Raw genomic sequence first — 20,285 nt, 5'->3', positions numbered from 1 at the left:
CCGCGCAACGATGGCAGACTGACACGGCGACGGACGAGGAGCGGACCGGTCCGGGGGACGCACCGGTCGGCGGTACCGGCCGCGGCGGGGGCACAGGAAGCACGTCCGGGGGATGCACCGGGGAGAACGGAGGGGGAGGCGCGATGCCTCGTTGGAGGGCACTGCCCGAGGAACTCGACCCGCAGATCAGGGAGTTCACGAGCCAGCTGCGCAGGATCGTGGACCGCAGCGGTCTGAACACCACCGCGGTGGCCGACCGTACCGGGTTCAGCAAGACATCCTGGGAGCGGTACCTGAACGGCCGGCTCCTCCCTCCGCGCCGTGCCGTCGTGGCCCTCGCCGATGTGACGGGCACTCAGCAGCACCACCTCACGACCATGTGGGAGCTGGCCGAGCGCGCCTGGAGCCGGGCCGAGATGCGCCACGACATGACGATCGAGGCCATCCGCGTCAGCCAGGCGCGCGAGGCGCTCGGCGCGAGCGACGCGGCGGACGGCGGCAGGAACGGAGCCGGCCGGTCCGCCGGTGGCCGGCACAGCGCGTCCGGTTCCGCTTCCGCCGGCCGCGGCGCCACCGCGACCGGAACGGCCGACGCCCACGGCCCGGACACCGGGCGCCCGGACACCGCCCGCCCGGACGGCCACGGCCCCGACGCGTACGGCCCTGACGCCTACGGCCCCGGTGCGTACGGCCGTGACGCGCACAACCCCGATGCGCACGGCCCCGACGCGTACGGCTCCGGTGCGTACGGCCCTGATCCGTACGGCTTTGACGCGTACGACTCCGATCTCCACCGCGCCGACGGACGCGCCCCCTCCGTCCCCACCCAGCGCGGAACCGTTCCTCCGGTCCCGCCGCAGCGCCAGGCCGGACGGCCGGCGAACGGCGCGCGCGGCGGCGGCGTGTCCACCAGCGGCCGCAGCAGGGTGATCATGCTCGCCGTCGGTGCGGCCGGAGCGGTCATCGTCGTCGTCGGTGCGCTGATGCTCGCGCCCAGCGGCGACGAGCCCGCCGAGGCCGCACCGCCCACCCCTACGAGCCAGGCCCCGACGGCCGCCCCCACGAGCCAGGCCCCCGATCCCGCGACCGAGGAGCCCGCGCCCGCACCCCCGGCCGGTGTCGAGTGCCAGGGCGACGACTGCACCGGGCAGAACCCCGACGAGATGGGCTGCGGCGGCGAGTACGCCCGTACGGTCACCACCACCGGGATCGGCGCCTCCCGGGTCGAGGTCCGGTACAGCGAGGTCTGCTCCGCAGCCTGGGCCCGGCTCACCGAGGCGGGTCCGGGCGACACCGTGACGATCACCGGGAGCGCGGCGGCGGACGGGCAGAACGGCGAGGTCACGGTCACCGAGGCCTACACGCCGATGGTCGCGGTGAGGACGGCGGCCGACGCGAAGGCCTGCGCGACGCTCACCTCCGGCACGAAGGGCTGCACCACGTAGCCACACGTAAGAGGTGGCCCGCCTGCGGTGAGTGACGGGTTGTGCCCGGTGCCACAGGGGGCCGGGCGGTCCGCACCTGCCGGGTCCGATAGCCTGGCCGCCGGAAATCTCTTCACGTCAAGATTCGTCGGACGACGCGTCGGGCGCGAAGGGGTCTCCCGCACCAGGGTCCGGCACCAGGGGCCGGGACCCCCACCGCCAGCTGTCTAACGGAGACCGCCATGACCCGCACTCCCGTGAATGTCACCGTGACCGGCGCTGCCGGCCAGATCGGCTACGCGCTGCTCTTCCGCATCGCCTCCGGCCACCTGCTCGGCCCGGACGTGCCGGTCAACCTGCGCCTCCTGGAGATCCCGCAGGGCCTCAAGGCCGCCGAGGGCACCGCGATGGAGCTCGACGACTGCGCCTTCCCGCTGCTGCGGGGCATCGAGATCACCGACGACCCGAACGTCGGCTTCGCCGGTGCGAACGTGGCCCTGCTCGTCGGCGCCCGCCCGCGTACCAAGGGCATGGAGCGCGGTGACCTGCTCGCCGCCAACGGCGGCATCTTCAAGCCGCAGGGCAAGGCCATCAACGACCACGCGGCGGACGACATCAAGGTCCTCGTCGTCGGCAACCCGGCCAACACCAACGCGCTCATCGCGCAGGCCGCCGCCCCGGACGTACCGGCCGAGCGCTTCACCGCGATGACCCGCCTGGACCACAACCGCGCGATCTCGCAGCTGGCCGCCAAGACCGGTGCCGCCGTCTCCGACATCAAGAAGCTGACGATCTGGGGCAACCACTCGGCCACCCAGTACCCGGACATCTTCCACGCGGAGATCGCCGGCAAGAACGCCGCCGAGACCGTCAACGACGAGGTGTGGCTCGCCGACACCTTCATCCCGACCGTCGCCAAGCGCGGCGCGGCGATCATCGAGGCCCGTGGCGCGTCCTCCGCCGCCTCGGCCGCCAACGCCGCCATCGACCACGTCCACACCTGGGTCAACGGCACCGCCGCCGGCGACTGGACCTCGATGGGCATCCCGTCGGACGGCTCCTACGGCGTCCCGGAGGGCATCATCTCCTCCTTCCCGGTCACCACGAAGGGCGGCACGTACGAGATCGTCCAGGGCCTGGACATCAACGAGTTCTCCCGCAAGCGCATCGACGCCTCCGTCCAGGAGCTCACCGAGGAGCGCGACGCGGTCCGCGAGCTCGGTCTGATCTGATCCACGGCCTGATCAGATTCACGGGCCTGATCTGATTCACGGTCCGACCCGCACCCGCACCGAGTGCACCGAGCGCCCCCGGCAGCCTGCTCAGGCCACCGGGGGCGCTCGGCTTCCCCGCCCGGCCCACCACCCCGTCTCCCCGGATCGATATGGCCGACAATCGACTCCCCGGGCGGTCCCGGGCCCGCTTACATTGGCCCCTTTCGATCTTCGGTCCCCGCAGGGGCGTGGCCGTCGCTAGGCAGCAGGGGAAAGAGGAACCGGTGACCGGGAGTGCCGTGCCGCGGCCGTCGCAGGGTCAGGACGATCTGCTCGGGAAGCCACCCGTGCACCCGGCCACGAGCGAGGCCGGCAGGCTGCTGTGCGCCGGGGTCCATCTGCACGACGGCTACCGGAACGCGGTCATCGACCAGCTGTACGTCCAGGAGCAGTGCGTCGTCGCCCCGTCGACGGGCTTCGACGCCGCCCGAGTCCTCGCCCACGCGCTCCGCGCCCGCCGCACCGAACTGGCGTGGGCGGCGGGCATCCTGGCGGCCTGGCTGCTCGGCGCCGTCCTCACCGGGGGCGTCGTCGCCACGCTGTTCTTCCCGTGCATCCTGCTGGCCGCCGCGCCCTGGGTCCGCGGTTCCGCGCCGAATCCGCCGGTCTTCCGGCGGGTCGTGGCGTTCCTCATGCGCTGGTACGGGCGGCTCTTCCTGTTCCTCCTCGGGTTCTGGGTGCTGGCCTCGGCGCTCGGCCTGTTCGGCGGCGACCTCGAACCGGACGGCTTCTCCGACGCGTACGGGCCTGGATCCTCCGGGTCCGACAGCTTCGCCGACGCCCTGCCGGACGCCTCCGACCTGGGCTTCGCCCTGATCACCGGCAGCTTCTCCGACGGGTCCGCCACCGGGGCCGCCTGGGTGGTCCTCTTCTTCGTCGCCGTCATCGCGGGCCTGGTCGGCCTCCAGCGCGGCCAGTTCGCCCGGGTGATGACCGAGGAGCTGTCCCGGGAGAACTTCCCCGACCTCGCGGCCGACCAGGCCGAGCACGCGCCGGGCGCCCGCTTCCGGCGGCTCCAGCAGCGGATCCGGCTGGAGCAGCACGCGCCTGTCATCCTGTACGGCGAGCGGAACCCGTTCTGCGGCATGGGCACGCCCTATGGCACCTGGAACCTCACCGTCGAACTCCGGCCGAGCGCGGAGGGCCCCACGGAGCCGCTCGACAACGCCCGGATCCTGCGCCGGATCGTGCCGCTGCTGGAGGGCCTGCGGGTGCCGTCCTCGCACGGTTCCGCCGAGAGCGCGGCCGCCGTCCGGGACCGGCTGCGCGAGCTGGTGGTCGACGAGTGCGTCTTCCTGCCGGCCACCGGCCTGCCCCGGCGCGAGAGCGCCCCGTACGGTCCCGGCGCGTTCGAGGAGCACCGCGACCGCGCCGTCGAGGAGGGCGGCGAGGGAAGGCGGCACTTCCTGCGCATCCGGGTCGGCGGCTGGAGCGAGGAGGTCGTCGTCACCGTCTTCGTCCGGGTCCACACCCAGGGCGGGATGCTGATGCTGGAGGTGGCCCCGCACGTCCTGATGCCGGTGCACCCGCTGTTCCGCGACGCCGACCGGGCCGCCCACCGGCACCGCAACAACCACTGGTTCGGCAAGGCGGTCTGGGCGCTGACCCGCACCCCGGCCTCGCTGGCGCGCTCGCTCGTCACCCTGGGCCGCGGTGCGGAGAGCGGCTGGAAGCTCCTCACGGCCGGGAACAGCGGTGCGCCGGCCGAGGGCCCCGTGTTCTCCGTCCGGGAGCTGGGCGCCGACGAGAGCGCCTCGCTCTTCCAGGACATGGACGTCAACCGGTATCTGAAGAGCATCGAGGACCGGGTGACCGGCGGCGTCCGCCTCGCCCTGCGGGAAGCGGGCTTCGAGACCGACGAGTTCGAGCAGAAGATCGTCAACATCGGTGCCGGCGGCGTGTTCATCGAGTCCGCGAAGGACAGCGCGATCGGCATCGGCGACCACAACGACATCAGGCGCACCGGCCCGTCGGCCCCGGCCGCCCCCGGCGCGCGCAAGAGCCCCGGTACCGGCAAGGGCCCCGGCGCCACGAAGGGCCCTGCCGCAGCCCCGGGCCCCCAGCGGAAAGCAGGAGAGAAATGAGCCCCGCCCCGCCCTCCGGAACGCCCTCCGACGAGCCGCGGCAGCAGCCCCAGCCGCAGCGCACGGTCCACATCGGTTCGGTGACCGGCAGCGCCTTCGCCGTCGGCGACCACAACACCGTCACCCAGCACCAGCACGCCGGACCCGCCGGCGAGGCCCAGGCCGAGCTGCTGCAGGCCGTGCGGGAGCTCCGTGCCGACCTCGCCCGGTTCGTCACCTCCGACGCCACGGAGGTGCTGGACGCCGAACTGGTCTCGGTGGCGGACGAGATCGAGACGTCGGGCGCCGCCGAGCCGGGCCGGCTGGCCCGGCTCCAGCAGGCGCTGACCGCCGCCGGGACCGTCACGGGAACCCTGGCGTCCGGTGTCGCGGTGGCCGAGGCGCTGCGCGCGCTGCTGGGAGGCTGACCGGTGACCGGGGGCGGTGGTGCGCGCTGGAACGACGAGACCCAGAGCTGGGAGACCGAGCCGCGGCGCGCCCACACCCCGCCACCGCCTCCGCCGCCTGCCGCCGCCCCGGTGGTGCCGCCCATGCCGTCGGCGGACCCCGGCGCGCCGCCGGGCCCGTACAACAACATCACCGGCACCCACCGGGACATCACCGACCCCCACCGTCCTGAGACCGCTGCCCGGACGGTGCGGGAGCGGATCACCCCGCTGACCGCCGGGCTCGCCGTGGCCGTGCTCGCGGCCGGTGCGGCGGCGCTCTGGTTCACGGCCGGCGCCGGTGGGGGCGGTGACGACGGCCGGGACGACGCCCGCAACCGTACGGCGAGCGCCCCGGCCGACGAGGCCACCGACCCGGACACCGGCTTCGCCGACGGCACGCAGGACACCGCGTCCGAGACCTCCGACGCCACCGGCACCGAGTCCCCGGACCCTGGCGAGCCGCCGCCCGGATTCGTCGTCCAGGACGACGCGCAGGGCTTCCGGATCGCGGTGCCCGAGGAGTGGAGCGAACGTACGGAGAGGACCGGCGGGGTGTTCTACGCGCCCTTCGGCTCCGGCGAACTCCTCCAGGTCTTCCGGGTGTCCGAGCCCGGCATGACCGCGCTGGAGGCGGTGCGCGCGGCCTCGGAGGAGCGCGGCGTGAGCCCCGGCTTCGAGGAGGTCCGCATCGGCGCCGTCGACAACCCGCTCGGAGGCGAGGCCGCCGAGCTGGTGTACGCGTACGACAGCGAGGAGACCGGCAGCCGCCGCCGGGTCGTGGAGCGGGTCTTCACCGCGTCGGACGGCCGCCTCTACGCGGTGCTGGTGGCCGCGCCCGACGAGCAGTGGCCGCGCCACGAGGAGATCCTCTCCACCGCCGTGACGCACTTCGACCCGTACGGCAGCCCGTTCTGACGGAGGTGGCCCGTTCCGACGGGGCGAGCGATCAGTGCTTGAAGTCGCCCGGTGTGTAGTGCCCCGGTGTCAGCCGGCCGGTCACGCCGAAGCGGTTCCAGGCGTTGATCACCGTGATGGCCGCGACCAGTTGGGCCAGTTCGGTCTCCGCGAAGTGTTCGGCGGCCTCCGCGTACACCTCGTCCGGGACGAAACCGTCGGTGAGGACGGTCACCGCCTCGGTCAGCGCGAGCGCCGCCAGCTCCTTCTCGGTGTAGAAGTGCCGCGACTCCTCCCAGGCGCTCAGCTGGACGATCCGCTCGACGGACTCGCCCGCCGCGAGGGCGTCCTTGGTGTGCATGTCCAGGCAGAACGCGCACCTGTTGAGCTGCGAGGCGCGGATCTTCACCAGTTCGACCAGGACGGGGTCCAGGCCCTTCCCGGCGGCGATGTCGAGGCGGACCATCGCCTTGTAGACATCGGGAAGCAGCTCGGAGACGGAGAGGCGCCGCGGGTGCTCTGCGGCGCGGTCGGCCGGGTGGGCGGTGGGTGCGGGGTGTTCGTGTGCGGTGGTCATGGGGACGACGCTACGGGGTCGGTGGCGCACCGGTATGGTCCATTTCCATGACGGATTCCTGGGCCGCTTTCGGTGCCGACCTCCATCTGGAGCTGGTCGGCACCGGGCTGCGCAGCGGGCTGATGGCGGCGCTGCGCGAGGCGGTGCGCAGCGGGCGGCTGGCCCCGGGCACCCGGCTGCCGTCCTCCCGGGCGCTCGCCGCCGACCTGGGTATCGCCCGCAACACCGTCGCCGACGCCTACGCCGAACTCGTCGCCGAGGGCTGGCTCACCGCCCGCCAGGGCTCGGGCACCCGGGTCGCGCAGCGGGCCGCACCGCGCCGGCCGGCGGACCCGGTGGCGGCCCGTACCCGGCCGGCCCGTCCGCGTACCGGCCACAGCCTGAAGCCGGGCTCCCCGGACGTGTCGGCCTTCCCGCGCACCGCCTGGCTCCGGGCCGCCCGCAAGGCGCTCACCGCCGCACCCGACGAGGCGTTCGACTACGGCGATCCGCTCGGGCGCGTCGAGCTGCGCACGGTGCTGGCCGAGTACCTGGCCCGCGCCCGCGGTGTCCACGCCGACCCGGAGCGCATCGTGGTCTGCGCCGGCTTCGTCCACGGGCTGAAGCTGCTGGGCGCGGTTTTGCGCGGCCGCCGGGTGCGGGAGCTGGCCGTCGAGTCGTACGGGCTCGACCTGCACCGCGACCTCGTCACCGCAACGGGTCTCGCCACGCCGTGCCTGCCGCTGGACGGGCTCGGCTCGCGGACCGGGGAGCTGGCCGGGATGCGCGGTACGGGAGCGGTGCTGCTGACTCCGGCGCACCAGTTCCCCACCGGCGTACCGCTCCATCCGGACCGGCGGGCCGCCGCCGTCGACTGGGCCCGCGCCACCGGGGGCCTGATCCTGGAGGACGACTACGACGGGGAGTTCCGGTTCGACCGGCAACCCGTCGGTGCCCTTCAAGGGCTCGACCCCGAACGCGTCGTGTACCTCGGCACCGCCTCCAAGTCGCTCGCGCCCGGCCTGCGGCTCGGCTGGATGGTGCTGCCGCGCGGGCTGGTCGGGGAGGTCGTGGCGGCGAAGGGGCCGGCCGACTGGATGTCCGGCGCCATCGACCAGCTGACGCTGGCGGAGTTCATCGCCTCGGGAGCGTACGACCGGCATGTGCGCTCCATGCGGCTGCGCTACCGGCGCCGCCGCGACCAGCTCGTCACGGCGCTCGCCGAACGCGCGCCGGGCATCGAGGTCAGCGGCATCGCGGCCGGGCTGCACGCGGTCCTCGAACTCCCCCCGGGTGCCGAGCGATCGGTGATCCAGGCGGCGGCCTTCCAGGGCCTGGCGCTGGACGGCCTGTCCCGCTACCGCCACCCCGACGCCACGCCCGGCCGCGACGCGCTGGTGATCGGCTACGGCTCGCCGTCGGAGAGCGCCTGGACGGGCGCGCTGGACGCGCTGTGCCGGGTGCTGCCGTAACAGGCCCTACAGCGACGGCTACACCTACGGCTACGGCCGCTCCGGTTCCGGCGCCTCGCCGAACCGGGCCAGGGCCAGCGACCCCGCCACCGCCACCACGAAGCCGGTGACGGCCAGCCACCCCAGCCCGGCCCGCGTCCCGTCGCCCAGCCACACCACCCCCACCAGCGCCGGGCCGACCGTCTCGCCGAGCACCATCCCGGCCGTCGCCGTCGTCACCGACCCCTTCTGCAGCGCCGACGTCAGCAGCAGGAACGCCGCCGCACCGCCCAGCAGCAGCCCGTACGCCGCCGGGTTCCGCACCAGCGCGCCCGGCGACACCTCGTCGACCAGCCGCACCGCCACCTCCACCACCCCGAACCCGAACCCGGCCCCCAGGCCCAGCGCCAGCGACCGGGCCCGTGTCGGCAGCCGCCCGCCCACCGCACCGAGCACCAGCACCCCCAGCGCCGCGGCGGGCACCGCCCACGGCAGCCACTCCGGGCCCGCCAGCTCGCCCTCCTTGCCCGAGGCCAGTCCCAGCATCCCGAGCCCGGCGCAGACCACCGCCACCGCCGCCCACTCCGCCCTGCTCAGCCGGACCGCCAGCAGTCGGGCCGCGACCACCGCCGTGACCGCGAGCGACGCGGCGAGCGCGGCCCCCACGGCGTAGATCGGCAGCGCGCGCAGGGCGACGATCTGGAGCACGAAGCCCAGGCCGTCCAGGGCGAGTCCGGCGACGTAACGCCACTGCCGCACCGCCCGCAGCAGCAGGGCGGGATCCACGCCCGCCCCGGAGTCCGGCCGGCTCGCGGCCCGTGCGGCGATCGCCTGGAGGACGGAGGCCGTCCCGTAGCAGAGGGCGGCACCGAGCGCGCAGATCATCCCCAGGAGCACAAAAGGAATGTACCGGGCGGTGGTTCATCCCGTGGGTTTCGATCCGGCGGAACGGCGAACTAGTCTGACAAGCCGTCCGGCGAGGAACGGGGTGCCGGACCGCGTCACGTACCACGGGGGAGAACCGAAGCATGGCCAAGCGGAGGCTGAGGTCGAGCACGGTCGTGCTCGGCGGCATGGGGCTGCTCGCCCTGACGATCACATCGTGCGGCTCGGAGCCGGACAGGCGCTGCGCCGACCGGACGACCCAAAGGACCCTGCCCAGCTCCGAGTGCCGCAGCGGCGGCAGCGGTTCGTACTACTACGGCGGCGGCAGGAGCGGCGACGGCAAGGTCCAGGGCGGCAGCTTCGACAAGTCGGCGGTCGACCGGGGCGGCTTCGGCTGCACCAAGTCCGGCGGAGGCTGAGCCCGGTGGAGCGCCGCACCATCGAGCCGCGCCCCGGCTGGCAGCGGACCGTCGAGTCGCAGGGGCTCGTCTACCCGCTCACCCGCCACCCGGACGGTTCGCTGCGCCCCTACTGGGACGAGAGCGCCTACTACGTCTTCTCGCTGCCCGAGGTCGAGGCCCTGGAGGAGACCGTCGAGGAGCTGCACACGATGTGCCTGGCCGCCGCCGCGCACATCGTGGAGCAGGACCGTTTCGCCGACCTCGGTATCACCGGTCCGCGCCTGGCCTCGCTGGTCGCCGAGTCCTGGCGCCGCCGCGACGAACTGCCCTCCCTGTACGGGCGGTTCGACCTGCGCTACGACGGGAGCGGCCCGGCGAAGATGCTGGAGTACAACGCCGACACCCCGACCTCCCTGGTGGAGGCCGCCAGCCCGCAGTGGTTCTGGATGGAGGAGCGGTTCCCGGGTGCCGACCAGTGGAACTCGCTGCACGAGCGGCTCGTCGACGCCTGGAAGCGGCAGGCCCGGCTGCTGCCGCCGGGCCCGCTGCACTTCGCGCACTCGGAGGGCGACGAGGCCGGCGAGGACCTGATGACGGTCGCGTACCTGCGCGAGACCGCCCAGCAGGCCGGGCTCGACACCGAGGCGCTCTGTGTGGAGGACATCGGCTGGGACCGGCTGAGCGGACGGTTCGTCGACGACCGGCTCCGCTTCCTCCGCAGCTGCTTCAAGCTCTACCCGTGGGAGTGGCTGACCACGGACCGGTTCGGGCCGCAGGTGCTGGAGACCCTCGACAACGGCGGCGGCTCCGGCACCACCTGCTGGATCGAGCCCGCCTGGAAGATGCTCCTCTCCAACAAGGCGCTCCTCGCGATCCTCTGGGAGCTGTACCCGGGCCACCCGAACCTGCTGCCCGCCTACCTCGACGGCCCGCGCGAGCTGGCCGGGCCCGGCGGCGCGGGGTACGTCTCCAAGCCGCTGCTCGGCCGCGAGGGCGCCGGGGTCGACCTGCACGGGCCCGGCGCCCCGGCGGTCCTGCGCGACGAGCCGTGCTGCTACCAGGAGCTGGCGCCGCTGCCCGACATCGACGGCAACCGGGTGGTGCTCGGGGCCTGGATGGTGGAGGACGAGGCGGCCGGGCTCGGCATCCGGGAATCGGCGGGGCCGGTCACGGACGAGTACGCCCGCTTCCTGCCCCACGTCATCCTCTGACCCTTTTTGAACGGCTCAGGCGCTGAGCACCGTCCGCAGCCGGTCCAGCCCCCAGTCCAGGTCCTCCTTGGAGATCACCAGCGGCGGCGCGATCCGGATGGTCGAGCCGTGCGTGTCCTTCACCAGCACCCGCTCCGCCATCAGCCGCTCCGAGATCTGCCGGCCGGTGCCGAGGGCGGGCGCGATGTCGACGCCCGCCCACAGCCCCCGGCCCCGTACGGTCTCCACCGCACCGCCCCCGGCCAGCAGCCCCAGCTCCCGGTGCAGATGGTCACCCAGCTCGGCGGCCCGCTCCTGGTACTCGCCGGTCCGCAGCATCGCGATCACCTCCAGCGCCACCGCGCACGCCAGCGGGTTCCCGCCGAAGGTGGAGCCGTGCTCGCCGGGCCTGAACACCCCGAGGACCTCCGCCGAGGAGACCACGGCCGACACCGGCACCACGCCGCCGCCGAGCGCCTTGCCGAGCACGTACATGTCCGGCACCACGCCCTCGTGCTCCAGCGCGAACGTCTTCCCGGTACGTCCCAGACCCGACTGGATCTCGTCCGCGACGAAGAGCACGTTCCGCTCCCGCGTCAGCTCCCGCACGCCGGCCAGATATCCGGCCGGCGGCACCAGCACGCCCGCCTCGCCCTGGATCGGCTCGATCAGCACCGCCACGGTGTTCTCCGTCATCGCCTCCCGGAGCGCGGTGAGATCCCCGTACGGCACGATCTCGAACCCCGGGGTGTACGGGCCGTAGTCGGCCCTCGCCTCCGGGTCCGTGGAGAAGCTGATGATCGTCGTCGTGCGGCCGTGGAAGTTGTCCGAGGCCACGATGATCTTCGCCATCCCGTCCGGGACGCCCTTGACCCGGTAGCCCCACTTCCGGGCGGTCTTCACCGCCGTCTCCACCGCCTCCGCGCCGGTGTTCATCGGCAGCACCATCTCCATGCCGCACAGCTCGGCCAGCTCCGTACAGAAGTCGGCGAACCGGTCGTGGTGGAAGGCCCGCGAGGTCAGCGTCACCCGCTCCAGCTGGGCGCGGGCCGCGTCGAGCAGACGGCGGTTGCCGTGGCCGAAGTTGAGCGCCGAGTAGCCGGCGAGCAGATCGAGGTAGCGGCGGCCCTCGACATCGGTCATCCAGGCGCCCTCTGCCGAGGCCACGACGACCGGCAACGGGTGGTAGTTGTGCGCGCTGTGCGCCTCGGCGGAGGCGATGGCGGTTTCCGTGGCGGACACGGGATCTCCGTTCGTCGTACGGCGTGGGCGGGGGTGGTGCCCACTTTGTATCGTCGGTCGCATCCGGCGCGGGGAAACCTTCACTCTCCGGCGCGCCCGCCCGCGTACGCTCCGGCGGCCGGAATGTGTGCTTCGTCTCAGGCGCGCGCTCCCGGGGCGTGAGCGGACCGGCACCCGAGCGGGTGCGCCCCCGCTGCGCCCCGCACCGGCTGCCGGGGATCGCCCCCGCACCTGAGACAATGGGCCCATGGCCTCTGATCGCTCCGCGCTCTCCACCGACCAGCCGCAGACGGGCCGCACCGGCGCGCCCGCCCGGCCCCGTGTGCTCTCCGGGATCCAGCCCACCGCCGGCTCGTTCCACCTCGGCAACTACCTGGGCGCGGTGCGCCAGTGGGTGGCGCTCCAGGAGACGCACGACGCCTTCTACATGGTCGTGGACCTGCACGCGATCACGGTGCCGCAGGACCCCGCCGAGCTGCGCGCCAACACCCGGCTCGCCGTGGCGCAGCTGCTCGCGGCCGGACTGGACCCGGAGCGGTGCACGCTCTTCGTCCAGAGCCATGTGCCCGAGCACGCCCAGCTCGGCTGGGTGATGAACTGCCTCACCGGCTTCGGCGAGGCCTCCCGGATGACGCAGTTCAAGGACAAGTCCGCCAAGCAGGGCGCCGACCGCGCCACCGTCGGCCTCTTCACCTACCCGGTCCTCCAGGTCGCCGACATCCTGCTCTACCAGGCCGACCAGGTCCCGGTGGGCGAGGACCAGCGCCAGCACATCGAGCTGACCCGGGACCTGGCGGAGCGGTTCAACGGCCGGTTCGGGCAGACGTTCACCATCCCGGCGCCGTACATCCTCAAGGAGACGGCGAAGATCTACGACCTCCAGGACCCGGCGGTCAAGATGAGCAAGTCGGCCTCCACGCCGAAGGGCCTCATCAACCTCCTCGACGACCCCAAGGCCACGGTCAAGAAGGTCAAGAGCGCCGTCACCGACACCGACACGGTGATCCGCTTCGACGAGGAGAAGAAGCCGGGCGTCAGCAACCTGCTCACCATCCTCTCCACCCTCTCCGGCAGCACGGTCGAGGCGCTGGAGGACACCTACGCGGGCAAGGGGTACGGGGCGCTGAAGACCGACCTGGCCGAGGCCATGGTGGAATTCGTCACCCCGTTCCAGGTCCGCACCCGGGAATATCTGGACGACCCGGAGACGCTGGACGCCGTCCTGGCCAAGGGAGCGGAGAAGGCCAGAGCCGTCGCCGCCGAGACCCTGGCGCAGACGTACGACCGGATGGGCTTCCTGCCCGCCAAGCACTGAGTCCAAGGACTCTGGCGAGATCACGGCCGAAGGGGCCACACTTGCGGCGGCGGGTCGCGGCGCAAGGCCGGAAATCGACCATCGACGATGGAGGAGAACGACGTGGGGACCGTAACGCTCGGCGTTTCGATCGCGGTCCCGGAGCCCTACGGCAGCCTGCTCCAGGAGCGGCGCGCGAGCTTCGGGGATCCTGCCGCGTACGGCATTCCCACCCATGTCACCCTCATGCCGCCGACCGAGGCGGAGGCGGCCGACCTGCCGGCGATCGAGGCGCACCTCGACCGGATCGCCACGGCCGGCCGCCCCTTCCCGATGCGGCTCTCCGGCACCGGCACGTTCCGGCCGCTCTCGCCGGTGGTCTTCGTCCAGGTGGTGGAGGGCGCCTCGGCCTGCTCCTGGCTCCAGAAGCGGGTCCGGGACGCCTCCGGGCCGCTGGTGCGTGAGCTCCAGTTCCCGTACCACCCGCACGTCACCGTGGCGCACGGCATCTCCGAAGAGGCGATGGACCGGGCGTACGCGGAGCTCGCCGACTACGAGGCGGCCTGGACCTGCGGCTCCTTCGCGCTGTACGAACAGGGTGCCGACGCGGTCTGGCGCAAGCTCCGCGACTTCCCGTTCGGGTCCGGAGGCGGTACCCCCGCCGTCCCGGCCCAGGGCGGCTACTCGGTCGACGCACCGTCGCTGCGCCCCTGATCCCCGGGCCCGGTGATCACACCGGCAGCCGCCGGAACAGCGGCCGCGGCACGTGCCGCAGCGCCGACATCACCACCCGCAGCGAGCCGGGCACCCACACCGTCTCCGAGCGCCGTCGCAGTCCCGTCACGATCGCTCCGGCCACCGCCTCCGGAGTGGTGGCGAACGGCTGCTCCGGCTGTCCGGCCATGGCCCGCGTCCGTACGGTTCCGGGGCGGACGACCAGCACCTGTACGCCGGTGCCCTGGAGCGCGTCCCCGAGCCCCTGCGCGAAGACGTCGAGCCCGGCCTTGCTGGAGCCGTAGATGAAGTCGGCCCGCCGGGCGCGCTCACCGGCCACCGAGGAGAGCACCACCAGCGACCCGTGCCCCTGCGCCTGGAGTGCGCCCGCGCACACCAGCCCGGCCGAGACCGCCCCGGTGTAGTTGGTCTGCGCGACCCGCACGGCGGCCAGCGGCTCCTCCTCGTCGCGGCCCTGGTCCCCGGCGATCCCGAACGCCAGCAGCACCACATCGATGTCGCCCTCCGCGAAGACCTTGCCGAGCACCTCCTCGTGCGTGCCGGGGTCCAGCGCGTCGAAGGCGACCGTACGCACGTCGGCGCCCCGGTCGCGCAGCTCGGCGGCGGCCGTGTCCAGGGCGGGGGAGGGGCGGCCGGCCAGCCAGACCCGGCGGGTGCGCAGGGCGACCAGGCGGCGCGCGGTGGCGAGGGCGATCTCGGAGGTGCCGCCGAGGACGAGCAGGGACTGCGGGGCACCGAAGGCGTCCTTCACGGAACACTCCTGTTCAAGGGGGGTAAGCCAGGTACGTCAGAGGGAGAGCCGGCGCGCCAGATCCGAGCGGAACGCCTCCGTCGGGTCCAGCTCCGCCCGCAGCTCCCGGAACTCCGTGAGGCGCGGGTACATCGAGGCCGCGGTCTCCGGCCGGATCCGCGCGTCCTGCGCCAGGCAGACCCGGCCCCCGGCCGCCGCCACCTCCTCGTCCAGCCCGTCCAGGAAGCGGCCGAGGCCGGGCAGGGTGGCGGGCAGGTCGACGGCGAGCGTCCAGCCGGGCGCGGGGAACGACAGCCAGCCGGGCGACGGGGCGCCGAACCGCCGCAGCTCGGCGCCGAAGGCAGGACAGCGCCGGGCCGCGATCCGCCGCACGACGCGGTGCAGCGTCTCCTCCTGCCCGTACCCGACCGTGAACCGGTAGCGCACGAGCCCGGCGCGGCCGTGCAGCCGGCCGGCGTCGGGGAGGGCGTCCAGCGGGTGGAAGAAGGCGGTGGTGGTGCGGAGCTCGCCGGTCCGTGAGCGGGGCGCACTCCGGTAGCGCACCTCGTTGAGGAGGGCGGCGGAGGTCCGGCCCAGCAGCCCGGCGGGGAGGAGCGGTGCCGTGGGGCGGGGATCCGTGCGCGGGGCGCGCATCGTGCGCCGGGCGTGCGCCGGTGGCACGGAAGGGGGCGCGTGCTCCCCTCGGGTCAGGATGCCGCGTCCGGCGGCCCGGCCCCGGGCGAGGAGGTCGATCCAGGCGGAGGCGTACGGCGTACGGTCGCCGCCGGCCGCCGTGAACCGGGCCAGCAGGTCGTCCAGGTCCACCGCCCGCTCGGTGGAGACGGCGATCAGCGGCGAGGCCACGCGCCGCAGGCGGAGGGTGGCGGAGAGGATCACACCGGTCAGCCCGAGGCCGCCGGTGGTCGCGTCGAAGAGGGCGGTGCCGGGCCTCACCGTACGCACCTCGCCGTCGGCGGTGAGGAGCTCCAGGCTTTCGACGTACCGGGCGAGCGAACCGGCGGCCGGGTGGTCGCGGCCGTCCACGTCGGAGCCGATCGCACCGCCGACCGTGATCCGGCCCGTACCCGGCACGACCGGCGGGAACAGGCCACGCGGCAGCAGGATCCGCTCCAGCCGCTCCAGGGTCACGCCCGCGTCGCAGCGGACCGTCCCGGCCGCCTCGTCCAGTGCGCGGACGCGGTCCAGGCCGGTCATGTCGAGCACCGAGCCGCCCGCGTTCTGCGCCGCGTCACCGGCCGCCCGCCCGAGCCCCCGGGCCAGCGCGCCCCGGGGCCCGCGGCCCCGGACCACGGCAGCCGCTTCCTCGTACGTACGGGGGCGGAACCGTACGGCGGTGGTCGGGGCGGTGCGGCCCCAGCCGGTCAAGGACACCGTGTCGACGGACATGCCCGTGACCGTAGCCCCGGGCGTATCGTCCGCGAAAACCTATTCGTACCTTTTGTTACACCACTCACCGGAACGGGTGAGGGATCGCGGGTCAGCGGCACGGGCGATGGGCCTTCCGGACGCGTCCGGAAGAGCGCCCGGTGCGGCCCGCAGGTTTTCCGGGCCCGGGAGGGTACGCGTAGGTCCATGGACTGGCTCAAGAAACTCCCCGTCGTCGGGCCGCTCGTCTCCCGGCTCATGGAGACGCACGCCTGGCGCTCCTACGAGCGGCTGGAGAAGGTCCACTGGGCCAGGCTCGCCGCCGCGATCACCTTCATCAGCTTCCTGGCACTCTTCCCCCTGATCGCGGTCGGCGCGGCGATCGCGGCCGCGCTGCTGAGCGACGAACAGCTGGACACCATCAAGGACAAGCTCGCCGAGCAGGTGCCGGGCATCTCCGACCAGCTCGGCATCGACACCCTGGTGGCCAACGCGGGCACGGTCGGACTGGTGGCCGGTGCGCTGCTGCTCTTCACGGGTGTCGGCTGGATCGGCTCGATGCGGGAGTGCCTGCGCGCGGTCTGGGAGCTGGACGACGTCCAGGAGGCCAACCCGGTCGTCGCCAAGCTCAAGGACGCCGTGCTGCTGGTCGGCCTCGGCGGCGCGGCGCTCGCCACCCTGGCGGTCTCCACCGTCGGCACGACGGCCGTCGGCTGGACCGCCGACCAGCTCGGCATCCCCGAGGGCGGCGCGGGCGGCATCCTGCTCCGGCTGGCGGCCCTGGTGGTCGCGGTCCTCGCCGACTTCCTGCTGATCCTCTACCTGCTGACGCTGCTGCCCGGCGTCGAGCCGCCCCGGCGCCGGCTGGTGGTCGCGGCGCTGATCGGCGCGGTCGGCTTCGAGCTGCTCAAGCTGCTGCTCGGCAGCTATATGAAGGGGGTCGCGGGCAAGAGCATGTACGGCGCGTTCGGCGTCCCGATCGCGCTGATGCTGTGGATCAACTTCTCCGCGAAGCTGCTGCTGTTCTGCGCCGCCTGGACCGCGACCGGCTCCAAGGCGGAGGAACTGGGCGACGGCGGGGGCGACGAGGACGCGAAGGCGGAGCCGGAGGCCGCTCAGGAGGCCGGCGGCTCCACCCGGGCCTCCTGAGCCGGTCCCGCGTCAGTCCTGCGGCGGGCGGCGGCTCAGCCCCGGCACCGGCCAGCGCCGGTTGACCAGGAACACCCCGCCCGCCAGGACCACCAGCACGCCGCCGACGACCGCCAGGGCGATACCGGCCCCGCCGGACTCCTGCCCCGCGGTCGCGGCGTGCGCGGCCTTCGCCTGGCCGCCGGAGCCCTGGTCCGCCCCGGCCGCCGGCTGCACGTCCTTGCCGCCGTTCACGCTCCCGGTGTCCAGCGACCTCGGCGGCACCAGCTGGCCGACCGGGGTCACCTTGCCGCTCGCGGCGAAGCCCCAGTCGAGCAGGTGGGCGGCCTCCTTGTAGACGGCGTGGCTCTCCTCCGCCGACGGGTTCATGACCGTGACCAGCAGCACCCGGCCGTTGCGCTCGGCGACCCCGGTGAACGTGGAGCCCGCGTGGGTCGTGTAGCCGTTCTTGACGCCCGCGATGCCCTTGTACGGGTCGACGCCGATGTCCCCGGTGATCAGCCGGTTGGTGTTCTGGATCTCGAAGCTCTCGCGCTTCTTCCCCTTCTTCTTCTGACCGGGGAAGTCGGCGGAGGCCGTGGCCGCGTACTCGCGGAAGTCCTTCTTCTGCATGCCGCTGCGGGCGATCAGCGTCAGGTCGTAGGCGCTGGAGACCTGGCCCGGCGCGTCGTACCCGTCCGGCGAGACCACCGTCGTGTCCAGCGCCTGGAGCTCCTCGGCGTGCTTCTGCATCGCGGCCACCGTCTTCGGGACGCCGCCGTACATCTCCGAGAGCACGTGCACCGCGTCGTTGCCCGACCGCAGGAAGACGCCGAGCCACAGGTCGTGGACCGAGTACGTGTGGTCCTCCTTGATGCCCACCAGACTGCTGCCCTCGCCGACCCCCGCCAGGTCGCTCTCCCTCACCGTGTGGGTCAGGGAGGTGGGCTGGAGCGCGGGCAGCACCGTGTCCGCGAACAGCATCTTCAGGGTGGAGGCGGGCGGCAGCCGCCAGTGAGCGTTGTGCGCCGCCAGGATGTCGCCGCTCTCCGCGTCCGCGACGACCCATGAGCGGCCGGACAGCTTCTTCGGCAGCACCGGGGCGCCGGGGCCCAGATTCACCTGGTCACCCGTCTTGGCGAGCTGCTCCCCGCCCAGGCTCGACATCGTGCTCGGCGGCTTGGGCTGCTTGTCGTCCTTCTTGTCCTTGTCGGCCGCGTGCGCGGGAGTGAGGGCAAGACTCGACAGCAGGGCGGCGGAGATGACCGTTGAAGCGATCTTTTTCAGAGCAGGCACGGTCGAAAAAGTACAGGGCGAAGATGTGGATGAGGACCCGGACCGGCTGACCCGCCGGAGCAGTGGCCGGGACTGCCCCTTTCGGACGCCACCCCGGGCGAGGGCCCCGGAGGGCGGTGGCGATACTGGACCCATGAAGCTCAGCCGCCCCGCCTCCTGGTTCCTGCTCGTCTTCGGGGTGTGGAGCTGGTTCATCTGGATCTCTTTCGTCAAGAACCTGTGGCAGGACGGCAGCGGGCTCGCGTTCGACGACGCGGGTGAGCCGACCGGGTACTTCTGGGTGCACCTGCTGCTCGCCATCACGTCCTTTCTTCTGGGGACGGTGGTCGGTGCGATCGGGTTGCGTGGCGTCCGGGCTTTGCGCGACGAGCGCGCACGATGAGAAGAACGTAGGTAGGCACGGATGGCAGCAGTGATCTTCGTCCTGGTGGCGCTCGTGGTGCTGGCGTTGCTCGCGACCGTGCACCGCTATGTGTGGCGCCGGTTCGTCGGTGACACGACGGCACCCGGCAGCACGCTGCGCAAGGTGGGCACCGTCGCCGCCTTCGTGCTGCCGCTCCTGAGCGTCGGAGCCATGACCTCCGGCCGGATGGGCGCGCCCTTCTGGCTCCAGCAGGTGCTGGCCTGGCCCGGGTTCCTGTGGCTGGCCTGCCTGATGTACCTGACGCTCGCCCTGCTGGTCGGCGAGGTCGTCCGCCCGCTCCTGACCCGTGTGCTCGCCCGGCGCGACGCGGCGGCCGCCGCGGGGACCGCCGTGGCGCCGCCCCAGGAGGCCGTGGCGACGACGGCGAGCGGAAGCCACATCCGTACCGAAGAACTCGTCCCGGCAGGCCAGGACACCGCCACCACCTCGGCCGATCCGGCGCCCACGCCCACTCCGCCCGCCGACCCGGCACCGGCCGGCCCCACGCCCACCTCCGCGATCGCCCTCCCCTCCCGCCGCCTCTTCGTCTCCCGGGTCGTCGGCGGTGCCGCGGCCGCCGCCGGGCTCGCCACCGTCGGGTACGGGACGGCCAACGTGCTGCGCGGGCCGAGCGTCAAGCGCGTCACCGTGCCGCTGGCCAAACTGCCGCGCGCGGCCCACGGCTTCCGGATCGCCGTGGTCAGCGACATCCACATCGGCCCGATCCTCGGCCGCGCCCACACCCGGCGCATCGTCGACACGATCAACTCCACCTCGCCCGACCTGGTCGCCGTCGTCGGCGACCTCGTCGACGGCTCCGTGGCCGACCTCGGCTCCGCCGCCGAACCGCTGGCCGGGCTCCGCGCACCGCACGGCAGCTTCTTCGTCACCGGCAACCACGAGTACTTCTCCGGCGCCGAGCAGTGGGTGGACCACGTCCGCGAGCTGGGGCTGATCCCGCTGGAGAACGCCCGGGTGGAGATGGGCGGGTTCGACCTCGCCGGGGTCAACGACATCGCCGGCGAGACCGAGGGCCAGGGCCCCGACTTCGTCCGCGCGCTCGGCGACCGGGACCGCTCCCGGGCCGCCGTCCTCCTCGCGCACCAGCCCGTCGTCATCCACGACGCCGTCGAGCACGGCGTCGACCTCCAGCTCTCCGGCCACACCCACGGCGGCCAGCTCTGGCCGGGCAACTACCTCGCCGAACTCGCCAACCCGACCGTCGCCGGGCTCGAACAGTACGGCGACACGCAGCTGTTCGTCTCGCGCGGCGCGGGCGCCTGGGGCCCGCCGGTACGGGTGGGTGCTCCGGCCGACATCACCGTCGTCGAACTCGCCTCGCGCCAGGCCTGAATCCCGGCTTCCGCCTCTGCGGGCGTTGCGGTTGCGATCATGCGATCTTCAACTAAACCGAACCGTAACGTCACGCTCCGCTACGTGAATCCGCAGGTGAGAGGCGGGAAACAGCCTTTTCGGACACGCCG

19 protein-coding genes are annotated in these 20,285 nt (G+C 73.2%); 13 read left to right on the top strand and 6 right to left on the bottom strand.

The window, feature by feature from the left end; all coding sequences use genetic code 11:
• Positions 1–143: 143 nt before the first annotated feature.
• From ACIRR8_RS15980 to ACIRR8_RS15960, 5 genes are all read left to right on the top strand, one after another.
• Positions 144–1,445 carry a helix-turn-helix domain-containing protein gene (locus ACIRR8_RS15980; RefSeq protein ID WP_404064472.1) on the top strand — a complete coding sequence of 434 codons (1,302 nt, stop codon included), beginning with the start codon at positions 144–146 and terminating at the stop codon, positions 1,443–1,445.
• A gap of 221 nt (positions 1,446–1,666) precedes the next feature.
• Positions 1,667–2,656, top strand: coding sequence for a malate dehydrogenase (locus ACIRR8_RS15975; protein ID WP_404064470.1), 990 nt, complete (start codon positions 1,667–1,669; stop codon positions 2,654–2,656).
• A gap of 266 nt (positions 2,657–2,922) precedes the next feature.
• On the top strand, positions 2,923–4,782 hold the full coding sequence (locus ACIRR8_RS15970; protein WP_404064468.1) for a hypothetical protein: 1,860 nt from the start codon (positions 2,923–2,925) through the stop codon (positions 4,780–4,782).
• Positions 4,779–5,189 (top strand): hypothetical protein, encoded by a 411-nt coding sequence (locus tag ACIRR8_RS15965; protein WP_404064465.1) that lies wholly within the window; start codon positions 4,779–4,781, stop codon positions 5,187–5,189. The genes ACIRR8_RS15970 and ACIRR8_RS15965 overlap by 4 nt, the downstream gene beginning before the upstream one ends.
• Positions 5,190–5,192: 3 nt before the next feature.
• Positions 5,193–6,125, top strand: a complete 933-nt coding sequence (locus ACIRR8_RS15960) for a serine/arginine repetitive matrix protein 2 (RefSeq protein WP_404064463.1) — start codon at positions 5,193–5,195, stop codon at positions 6,123–6,125.
• Between the two features lie 31 nt (positions 6,126–6,156).
• Here ACIRR8_RS15960 and ACIRR8_RS15955 read toward each other — a convergent pair whose 3' ends face one another.
• Positions 6,157–6,681, bottom strand: a complete 525-nt coding sequence (locus tag ACIRR8_RS15955) for a carboxymuconolactone decarboxylase family protein (RefSeq protein WP_404064461.1) — start codon at positions 6,679–6,681, stop codon at positions 6,157–6,159.
• A 47-nt stretch (positions 6,682–6,728) separates the two neighbouring features.
• Here ACIRR8_RS15955 and ACIRR8_RS15950 point away from each other — a divergent pair, with 47 nt between their 5' ends.
• Entirely contained in the window at positions 6,729–8,132 is a 1,404-nt protein-coding gene (locus ACIRR8_RS15950; protein ID WP_404064459.1) for a PLP-dependent aminotransferase family protein, read from the top strand.
• Positions 8,133–8,162: 30 nt separating this feature from the next.
• On the opposite strand, the gene ACIRR8_RS15945 is transcribed toward ACIRR8_RS15950, so the two are convergent.
• The gene (locus ACIRR8_RS15945) at positions 8,163–8,996 is read right to left on the bottom strand and encodes a hypothetical protein (RefSeq protein WP_404065479.1); all 834 of its coding nucleotides are present in this window, start codon (positions 8,994–8,996) and stop codon (positions 8,163–8,165) included.
• Between the two features lie 143 nt (positions 8,997–9,139).
• On the opposite strand from ACIRR8_RS15945, the gene ACIRR8_RS15940 reads away from it, so the two are divergent.
• Together ACIRR8_RS15940 and ACIRR8_RS15935 are read left to right on the top strand one after the other, a co-directional pair.
• A complete protein-coding gene (locus ACIRR8_RS15940; protein ID WP_404064456.1) occupies positions 9,140–9,415 on the top strand; it encodes a hypothetical protein in 276 nt (91 codons plus the stop codon).
• A gap of 5 nt (positions 9,416–9,420) precedes the next feature.
• Entirely contained in the window at positions 9,421–10,608 is a 1,188-nt protein-coding gene (locus ACIRR8_RS15935; protein ID WP_404064453.1) for a glutathionylspermidine synthase family protein, read from the top strand.
• Positions 10,609–10,623: 15 nt separating this feature from the next.
• Here ACIRR8_RS15935 and rocD read toward each other — a convergent pair whose 3' ends face one another.
• Positions 10,624–11,829 (bottom strand): ornithine--oxo-acid transaminase, encoded by a 1,206-nt coding sequence (rocD, locus tag ACIRR8_RS15930; RefSeq protein ID WP_404064449.1) that lies wholly within the window; start codon positions 11,827–11,829, stop codon positions 10,624–10,626.
• Positions 11,830–12,151: 322 nt separating this feature from the next.
• On the opposite strand from rocD, the gene trpS reads away from it, so the two are divergent.
• Positions 12,152–13,144 (top strand): tryptophan--tRNA ligase, encoded by a 993-nt coding sequence (gene trpS, locus ACIRR8_RS15925; RefSeq protein ID WP_404065476.1) that lies wholly within the window; start codon positions 12,152–12,154, stop codon positions 13,142–13,144.
• Positions 13,145–13,246: 102 nt separating this feature from the next.
• Complete coding sequence (locus ACIRR8_RS15920; RefSeq protein WP_404064447.1) at positions 13,247–13,837, top strand: 2'-5' RNA ligase family protein; 591 nt, start codon at positions 13,247–13,249, stop codon at positions 13,835–13,837.
• Between the two features lie 16 nt (positions 13,838–13,853).
• Here the strand turns inward: ACIRR8_RS15920 and ACIRR8_RS15915 are convergent, their stop codons facing one another.
• Together ACIRR8_RS15915 and ACIRR8_RS15910 are read right to left on the bottom strand one after the other, a co-directional pair.
• On the bottom strand, positions 13,854–14,609 hold the full coding sequence (locus tag ACIRR8_RS15915; protein ID WP_404064444.1) for a decaprenylphospho-beta-D-erythro-pentofuranosid-2-ulose 2-reductase: 756 nt from the start codon (positions 14,607–14,609) through the stop codon (positions 13,854–13,856).
• A 36-nt stretch (positions 14,610–14,645) separates the two neighbouring features.
• Entirely contained in the window at positions 14,646–15,995 is a 1,350-nt protein-coding gene (locus ACIRR8_RS15910; RefSeq protein WP_404064442.1) for an FAD-binding protein, read from the bottom strand.
• Between the two features lie 186 nt (positions 15,996–16,181).
• Here ACIRR8_RS15910 and ACIRR8_RS15905 point away from each other — a divergent pair, with 186 nt between their 5' ends.
• The gene (locus ACIRR8_RS15905; protein ID WP_404064439.1) at positions 16,182–17,123 is read left to right on the top strand and encodes a YihY/virulence factor BrkB family protein; all 942 of its coding nucleotides are present in this window, start codon (positions 16,182–16,184) and stop codon (positions 17,121–17,123) included.
• A gap of 12 nt (positions 17,124–17,135) precedes the next feature.
• Here the strand turns inward: ACIRR8_RS15905 and ACIRR8_RS15900 are convergent, their stop codons facing one another.
• Complete coding sequence (locus tag ACIRR8_RS15900) at positions 17,136–18,398, bottom strand: D-alanyl-D-alanine carboxypeptidase family protein (RefSeq protein ID WP_404064436.1); 1,263 nt, start codon at positions 18,396–18,398, stop codon at positions 17,136–17,138.
• A gap of 133 nt (positions 18,399–18,531) precedes the next feature.
• Between ACIRR8_RS15900 and ACIRR8_RS15895 the strand changes: the two genes are divergently transcribed.
• Together ACIRR8_RS15895 and ACIRR8_RS15890 are read left to right on the top strand one after the other, a co-directional pair.
• Positions 18,532–18,780, top strand: a complete 249-nt coding sequence (locus tag ACIRR8_RS15895) for an SCO4848 family membrane protein (protein WP_404064434.1) — start codon at positions 18,532–18,534, stop codon at positions 18,778–18,780.
• Between the two features lie 30 nt (positions 18,781–18,810).
• The gene (locus ACIRR8_RS15890) at positions 18,811–20,154 is read left to right on the top strand and encodes a metallophosphoesterase (RefSeq protein WP_404065473.1); all 1,344 of its coding nucleotides are present in this window, start codon (positions 18,811–18,813) and stop codon (positions 20,152–20,154) included.
• The last annotated feature ends 131 nt before the right edge of the window (positions 20,155–20,285 follow it).

The organism is Streptomyces sp. NPDC101178 (genome assembly GCF_044767965.1).
In the GTDB taxonomy this organism is placed as follows: Bacteria; Actinomycetota; Actinomycetes; order Streptomycetales; family Streptomycetaceae; genus Streptomyces.
The sequence above is the reverse complement of the archived record's forward strand: the minus strand, read 5'-3'. Positions and strand labels throughout refer to the sequence as shown.